This window comes from Rhizobium sp. P38BS-XIX, from assembly GCF_012641435.1.
Taxonomy (GTDB): domain Bacteria; phylum Pseudomonadota; class Alphaproteobacteria; order Rhizobiales; family Rhizobiaceae; genus Rhizobium.
Genome location: NZ_JABAIJ010000002.1, coordinates 600131 through 607721, shown reverse-complemented (window position 1 = coordinate 607721; position 7591 = coordinate 600131). Strand labels below are relative to the sequence as shown.

Sequence of the window (7591 nt, the reverse complement as noted above, 5' to 3'; positions counted from 1 at the left end):
ACGTTGCCCATCAGATCGAAGTGCTGTCTCTTGTCCAGAGCCTCAGCCATGCAAGAGGCCTCGGCGTCGTCGTCGTGCTGCACGATGTCAACATGGCCGCCCGCTTCTGCGATCACATCATCGCCCTGCACTCCGGCAAGATCATCGCCAACGGGCCACCGGACGATATTCTGACGACGGAAGCGCTGAAATCCATCTATGGCCTCGACATGCACATCATACAGCACCCGGCATCAGGTCATCCTGTCGCTATCCCGACCTGATTGATGAGCAGCCAAGATATCTAACACGGAGCAACATTCTTGCTCCGTTTGGTTTGCTGAAGGCGTGTCGATATCAGGATGCCGATCGTCGCAGGACCGGTGTGGCTTTCCGGATTGAACGCATGTCAGCCTTCGAGGTGGAAACCCTTCAAATCTTGGGGGTGACGTCAGATTGAAGGAATCCAATGGATTCGCCCCAGGTGCCTTCACTTCCGTGAGCGACAGGCGATAAGGATTTCGCGAAGGGGAAGAACCCGAACTATTTGACCGCGAGCAGCGTCGACGATACCTGGGTCGTATTGATGACCGTGATTCTACTTTTGCCGACCAGGAAGGATGAGTTGCATCCGCTGGTTCTGACTCATCCTCGGCGATTTGAAGCGGTTCCTTCGCTCTCGCGCGATCAGAGCAGGTAGGCTAATGTTCGACGATGGTAGGTTCAGTGGCATCGAACAGGCCGAATGCCCTGGTTTCGCGCGGCAGTCGTTGATTGCATGGTCAGCTTTGGCTAGATTTTCAACGAACACTTTTGAAAACGATGGCAGCGGTATCACCGAATGAATCAGCAGCGACCCAGAGCAACTCTACGCACCCTCGCACGGCAGCTCGGCATCTCCGTGACGACTGCAAGCCGAGCGCTCAAAGACGGACCCGAGGTGAACGCAGAAACCATCGATCGGGTCAAACGCGCAGCCGAAAAGCTTGGCTACAGGCCCAACGCAGGCGGCGTAAATCTTCGTACTGGTCGATCGCAATCGATCGCCATGGTGCTTTCTTTCGAACGGCAGGAGCAGCTGAATATCGTGACGGCGTCCCTTTTGGTCGGGATATCGACGGCTATGAGGTCGAGAGGTTACCGCACCGGGATTATTCCTCATCTGCAACACGACGATCCGGTAGAATTAGTTCGCAATCTCTCCCGCGAGGGGTCAATGGATGGCGTCATCATCACTCATACGCGTCCACAGGATGAGCGGGTGAAGTATTTGCTCGAAGTCGGGATGCCTTTCGTGACATTCGGCCGGACTGAGCTATTAAGCGCTCACCCCTATGTCGACATCGATCATGAGCAAATCGGCGCCGACGCGGCAAAATTGCTGTTGGACAGCGGACACGCAGCCCCTCTGCTCTTTGCGCCTTCCAGTCAGTTCAGCTACAGCTTACAGTTCGTGAAGGGCTGGACGAAGACGTTCAATGCCCGCAACCTTACCGTGCCAGACGAACTGATCCATTTCTCAGCGACGACGCCACAGAGCGGTGTCGACATGGCCCGGGAAGTGCTGCTTCGTCATCCGGAGTCAACAGGGGCGTTTGTGGCCTCCGATGAGGCGGGTTTGGGATTCATTACCGCGATGCAGCAGGCGGGCCGCCAGATCGGCAAAGACTTTGGCCTCATCACCTATGGTGGCGCCCGACTACACGACTTTCTGAACCCTCCGACGAGCGCATTCTATTACCCGCATGCGGGGATTGCTGATCTCCTTTCCGAGATGCTGGCTCGTGCCATAGACGGGGAGGATTACGCGCAATTAGGCCGTGTGGTTCCCAGCGAGTTTGTCGATCACGGCACTCATACGCTTCAGAAATAATTTCCCGTAACGTTATGGATGAAGTCGCTGCTTTCTGACACGAGGAGGCGGTAAGCAGCAGCTTTTGCTGTTGACAAACGTTTTTTGTTCGATAATCGTAACGTTACGGATGGCGTTGGAGACGCCGCCGTTGTCGAAGAATAAGCGCTCGGAGCCAAGCGGCTATGGTCTTGAGGAGGGCCAGGCTGCCGGAAACCGGTATGTGAGCGCCGGAATTGATGCCGCAGCGTTGCCGGACGCTGTGGAGCACCGAAACAAAATTCATGAAATCGGGATCCCGCGGCAAGCCGATATGGCCTCGCTTCGGGAAAGGAGAAATCGACTGCGACGCGGAAAACCCGTCGGCTTCAGAGGAGGATCTTATGAACTGCACAGTGAAACATCTGACACGGCGCGCATCGTCGCTGCTGCTTGCAACAGCGTTGAGTTTTGCGAGTGCCGCTGTCGCCCATGCGGACGTCACCTTGACGGCGATGTTCCCCTTCACGAAGGTGGACCCGGATTACGCGCGGCTTCAGGAAACCTATGAACGGTTTCACGCGGCAAATCCCGACATCACGATCAATTTCGACTATCTCGACCACGACGCCTATCACAACAAAATGCAGGCCTTGGCCATCTCGGGCAACTTGCCCGATATTCTTACGCTTTGGCCCGGAAAGCGTACTGGTTACCTGACTGGTCGCGGCTACGCCAAGGATCTTCGCGAGCTGATCAAACGCGATGGCGTCGATCAACTTCTGCGTCCCGTATTCACCCAGGCACAGGCGCCGACGGGAGAGGTCTACGAGATCGGCGTGCCCTACGTGAATTTCACCAATGTGGTCTACGTGAACCGCAAGCTGTTGAACGAGGTCAAACTCGACTATCCCAAGACGCTCGGCGAAATGATCGGCCAAGCTAAGACTATCCGCGCCGCAGGATATCGCCCGGCTGTGTTCGGCGATCAATCGAGCTGGGTGCTGCAATCCTGCCTGTTGTCGGTGATGGTTGGCCGCATGGGAACGCCGGAATGGTTCGCTGATGTCCTCAAGGGCACGCATAAGGCAGCCTTCACCGATGCCCCCTTTGTCGGGGCGCTCAAGAAAATTCGCGAAATGGTCGACGCTGGCTTCATTGACCCCAGCGAGCCATCCACCACACGTGAACAAGCGCTCTCCGCCTTTGTGAGCGGACGCAGTGTCTACTTTATCGGTGGCATTTGGGAGGTGGTGAACCTCACATCGGCCTTGCCGCCGGAAATGAAAGCGGACATCGAAATCCGCTCGCTTCCGGAAATCGAGGGTGCCGCGCTCGCCAATTCCGACTCGTCCTCCGGTCAGCCGTCCACGGGGTTTGGAATGTCAGCCAAGCTCGACGGCGAAAAGAGCGAAGCGGCATGGAAGTGGATCAAGTTCAATCTCGATCCATCCAACAAAGACATCGACGTCAAATACGGGATGCTGCCGATATACGCGAAAGACGTTGGCATAGGTGACATGCTCAGCGATCCCCTGGCGAAAAAGAGTTACGAGTTTTCGTCGTCTATCGTCCATGTGCTGCCCGTACTTGATGATCGCTTGGATGCCGAAGGGGTCATGCAGGTTGTCAACGCCGGATTGCAGGAGCTTGTTCTGGGTTCGGTTACGCCGGAGGAACTTGCCGCAAAATACGAAGCATGGGTCGCTGAGAACGACAGCAACCGAAAGGCCAAGTAGACGGCTGAGTGAACGCCCAGAAAGCCGTATGGAATGCTCTCGCCGAGATACCTGGAGGGAGCATTCCAGAAACCTCACCTATTCGCATCGATGAGAGAGAGCCTGACGTGGCTTCCGCAGCAAAATCTGATCGCATCAGCTACGCAATCCTGACCGCACCGGCCCTGCTGGTCTACGGCCTCGTGATCGTCATTCCGGTTGTCTATAGCCTGGTACTCAGCTTCACCGACTGGGCGGGCGTTGGCATTCCGAACTTCATTGGATTTACCAATTACGTCGTCATGTTTTCCGATCCCATCTTTTGGTGGGGCCTGCGCAACAACGGCCTGGTCATTCTGGTGTCTCTGATCGGCCAAATTCCGTTAGGCTTCTTTCTTGCCTATGTGATCTATCGGCGTCTTGTCAGGGGTGCTGGCTTCTTCGAAGCGGTAATCTTTTTTCCAGCATTGCTCAGCCCGGTCGTAGTGGCATTGCTGTTCGGCGTCGTTTTTGCCCCGACAGGGCTGGTTTCACAGATCATCGGCCATGCGGTCGGAAATCCGATGTTTTCACTCACCGTATTCAACTCGAAGAACACGGCCATTCTGCCTTACCTGATCGTGCTGCTTTGGATGTACACCGGCATCTACTTCATCATTTTCCTTGCCAATTTGCAGAAGACAAGCCCCGAAATGCTGGAGGCGGCGGTACTTGACGGCGCAAACGAGTGGCACATTCTGAAGTCGCTCATCCTGCCGCAGCAGGTCCCCGTGTTCCTCACTTCAGCGATCTATGCGGTGGCTGGAAGCCTGAAGAGTTTCGAGATCCTTTGGATCATGACAAATGGCGGCCCGAGCTATTACAGCAACGTGCTCGGCCTCTATATGATCCAGAATACATTTTCGTTCTACAAATACGGCTTTGGCAGCGCGATTTCTGTAGTCCTTATCCTGCTCAGTGTCTTCCTCATCTTGATCCTGTCGGCCGTCGCTGCGCGTTTCACGCGCGCCTATGAAGAAGGAGCACACTAAATGTCGCGTTTCAGGTCTGGCCAGGCTGCGGTTCCGGTCCCGTTTCGAGTTGCGGCTTACGCGGCGCTCGGCTTCTTCACGGTATTCACGACGTTTCCACTGATCTGGCTCATCTATACCTCGTTCAAACCGGAAACGGAAATCGTCGCCAATATGGTCGCGCTTCCGGTCAATTGGACACTGAACAACTATATCCAGGCCTGGAAGCTCGGCGAGTTCTCCCACCTTTTCGTCAATAGCCTGATCTTCTGCGTGACGACGACCGTCATTGTGGTCTTGTTCTCCATTTCTGCAGCCTTTGCCTTTACAAAGATCCCATCGAAGCTCACCCCGTTCCTCTTTTCGTTCATCGTCATGGGGCTTCTGGTAACGATCTCCTCATCGATCGTACCGCTTTTCATTGCGGCCAATTTCCTTGGACTTACGAACACCCATCTCGGGATTATCATTCCCTATGTCGCATTTAATATCTCGTTTGCAGTCTATCTGGCAGCGGCGTTTGTTCGCTCCATTCCCAACGAGTTGATTGAAGCTGCCAAAGTGGATGGTGCCGGTTACTTGAGGATTTATGTGTCGATCGTTCTACCAATGGCACGGCCAATCATCACAACGATCGCCATTTTCACGTTCCATGCATGCTGGGTGGAATATGTACTGGTCTACATGATGTCGTCGGACGCGACGATCCGCACGGTTCAGGTCGGTCTCAGTCTTCTCAAAGGACAGCTTTCATTCAACTTCGGCTTTCTGTTTGCTGCAGTTGTGATCTCCAGCCTGCCGCTGCTAATTCTGTATCTTTTGTTTAGAAAGCACCTTCAGGCCGGATTTTCCATGGGTGCGGTGAAGGGCTAAGGCCCGTCAGCGTCTCTCAGTCATTCTTCAAAACGGGAGTAACGAACATTCTTTGTGTAGAAATCCTCGGACCGCGCCAGTCGCAGGTCTCACAACGGCCGGACCCGGAAGCATCCGGCGATATCGTCAAGATCAGGGTCCTTGTTGCTCCCATGTGTACGGAGTGGCAGTCCTGGCGCGCCGGCAAGCTTTCATGTGAGCTCGGCCACGAGGCGGTCGGCGTTGTCGTCGACGCAGCGCAGTCGAAGCGCCTCAAGGTTGGCGACCGTGTAATCGTGATGCCGCATGCCGGCTGCGGGGTTTGCCCTGCCTGCAGGTCGGGTGAACACATTCACTGCACCGCGCAACGCGACCTGTTGAGCGAAACGGGGTCTTCGTCAGGGATCGGCTGCTATGCCGAGTATCTACTGAAGCCAGACTATCTGCTGCAGCCGGTTCCCGACGACATTGAGACCCATCACGCAGCAATGGCGATCTGTGCTCTCGGCCCGAGCTTCACAGCGATGCATCGCATGCAAGTGACAGCAAAGGACACCGTCCTGATTTCTGGCTGCGGCGCAGTCGGCCTTGGGGCGATCATCAATGCACGCACCATCGGTGCACGCGTCATCGCTCTTGAATTGAACCCATATCGTGCCGCATTGGCGCAGGAATTGGGCGCAGAATTGGTAATCGATCCGCGCGTGCCGGATCTCCTTGAGCAGGTTCGCGCAGCAAGCGGCGGCTACGGTGTGGACGCTGCCCTCGACACCAGTAACAACGAGAGTGCGCCTGCGGTTGTTCTCGAGCTGGTACGGGCACGCGGCAGGCTCTCCTTCGTCACCTGGAGTGGGTCGCTACCGATCAACCGCATCACAGGCAAGGGTGTCGATATCTTCGGCAGTTGGCATTGGAATCACGACATTTTCGCCGAAGAATTGTTGCAGCGTGTGCGCGATGCCAGACCGCTCCTCGATAAGCTGACCACGCATCGTTTCGCTATGTCGGAAGTCGCGGCTGCCTTTGCGCTTCAGGAAACAGGCAACTGCGGAAAGGTATTGCTTTATCCCGGTAAAGCGCCGGCGTGACTGAGATTTTGGATGAATGTGGCTGCTGAGAGGACGGCGGCCCGGTAACGGAAGCAAATTGGGAGACTGTCTATGACCTTGAGACTCGGTGGCTATGGGATCGATTACAAAGGTGATCCCGAAGCGTATGCTCGCGCGCATGTCGAATTTGGCTACAACGCGGGCTACATGCCGAATATAAAACTTGAGAGCCGCGAAGAAATCGCTGCTCTCGTCAAGAGTTTCGCGTCGGCCGATCTTGTCTTTGCCGAAGGCGGTGCGTGGAAGAACCTCATCGCCCACGATGACGCCACACGCAAAGCCAATCTCGAATATGCAGTGCATCAGTTGGCACTAGGGGACGAGCTGGGAGCCGGCGCCATCGTTGCCTATCACGGAACCGTGGGTCATCCGGGAGACCCGTGGCAGCTCAGCGACAACTACGACTACGGTCCGCATCCAGACAATCAGAGTGAGGCCGGCTTCCAACGGGCCGTCGATACCGCCCGTTATATCATCGATATGGTAAAGCCCCGGCGTACCAAATTCTCGCTGGAGATGGTGCCGTGGCTTGTGACGGACACCCCGGAAAACTACCTTAAACTGCTTAAGGCGATCGACAGGCCGCAGTTTGGTGCTCACATTGACGCGGCAAATCTGGTCATTACGCCGCGGCTCTACTTCAACAGCGGCAAGATGATTCGCGATTGTTTCGCGCTTCTTGGGCCCTGGATCGTTTCTTGTCACGCTAAAGATCTGGTGATGAAGGGCGGCCCGGGAACGATCTCCTTCCATCTTGACGAGGTCGTGCCCGGGGAAGGCAATCTCGATTACGCGGCCTATGTCACCGAGATTGCCAAGCTTGACCGGCAAGTGCCGCTTATGCTCGAACATTTTGATGTGCCCGGCTATCGCCGCGGCCTCGCGCATATCAAGGCGGTTGCCGATGCCGCTGGAGTATTGCAAGCATAGAGGCGAGAGCCGATTTTACCCGGGGTCATTCGCGGGGTTACGTCACAGATGAAGCTTAGGTTGGCGCAATATGGGCGCTGAATGGAAAGGAGCAAAGTCTTCTCTGGCCAGCCGCTAAAGTATAGGCTTTGTTGGTGAGGTTTTTATCGCACCGATCGGTCG

The 7591-nt window shown here is 55.6% G+C and carries 6 protein-coding genes and 1 pseudogene; all 7 read left to right on the top strand.

Translation table 11 applies throughout. The features are described 5' to 3' along the window. Nucleotides 1–263, top strand: a pseudogene (locus tag HGP17_RS12020) (Fe3+-hydroxamate ABC transporter ATP-binding protein FhuC); the annotation flags it as partial. Nucleotides 264–820: 557 nt separating this feature from the next. Beyond that, nucleotides 821–1852 carry a substrate-binding domain-containing protein gene (locus tag HGP17_RS12015; protein WP_168809070.1) on the top strand — a complete coding sequence of 344 codons (1032 nt, stop codon included), beginning with the start codon at nt 821–823 and terminating at the stop codon, nt 1850–1852. 362 nt (nt 1853–2214) lie between these two features. Continuing rightward, nucleotides 2215–3549, top strand: a complete 1335-nt coding sequence (locus HGP17_RS12010; protein WP_168809068.1) for an extracellular solute-binding protein — start codon at nt 2215–2217, stop codon at nt 3547–3549. Nucleotides 3550–3656: 107 nt separating this feature from the next. After that, nucleotides 3657–4559: a sugar ABC transporter permease gene (locus HGP17_RS12005; protein WP_168809066.1), complete on the top strand. Its 903-nt coding sequence runs from the start codon at nt 3657–3659 to the stop codon at nt 4557–4559. Next, nucleotides 4560–5411 carry a carbohydrate ABC transporter permease gene (locus tag HGP17_RS12000; RefSeq protein WP_168809064.1) on the top strand — a complete coding sequence of 284 codons (852 nt, stop codon included), beginning with the start codon at nt 4560–4562 and terminating at the stop codon, nt 5409–5411. It begins immediately after the preceding gene. Between the two features lie 152 nt (nt 5412–5563). After that, nucleotides 5564–6478, top strand: coding sequence for a zinc-binding dehydrogenase (locus HGP17_RS11995; protein WP_168809062.1), 915 nt, complete (start codon nt 5564–5566; stop codon nt 6476–6478). 72 nt (nt 6479–6550) lie between these two features. Continuing rightward, on the top strand, nt 6551–7429 hold the full coding sequence (locus HGP17_RS11990) for a sugar phosphate isomerase/epimerase (RefSeq protein ID WP_168809060.1): 879 nt from the start codon (nt 6551–6553) through the stop codon (nt 7427–7429). Nucleotides 7430–7591 lie beyond the last annotated feature (162 nt).

Excerpts from the sequence above, each read along its gene's own strand:
- HGP17_RS12000 (WP_168809064.1), top strand. The coding sequence starts at position 4,560 with ATGTCGCGTTTCAGGTCTGGCCAGGCTGCGGTTCCGGTCCCGTTTCGA.
- HGP17_RS12015 (WP_168809070.1), top strand. The coding sequence starts at position 821 with ATGAATCAGCAGCGACCCAGAGCAACTCTACGCACCCTCGCACGGCAG.
- HGP17_RS11995 (WP_168809062.1), top strand. The coding sequence starts at position 5,564 with ATGTGTACGGAGTGGCAGTCCTGGCGCGCCGGCAAGCTTTCATGTGAG.
- HGP17_RS11990 (WP_168809060.1), top strand. The coding sequence starts at position 6,551 with ATGACCTTGAGACTCGGTGGCTATGGGATCGATTACAAAGGTGATCCC.
- HGP17_RS12010 (WP_168809068.1), top strand. The coding sequence starts at position 2,215 with ATGAACTGCACAGTGAAACATCTGACACGGCGCGCATCGTCGCTGCTG.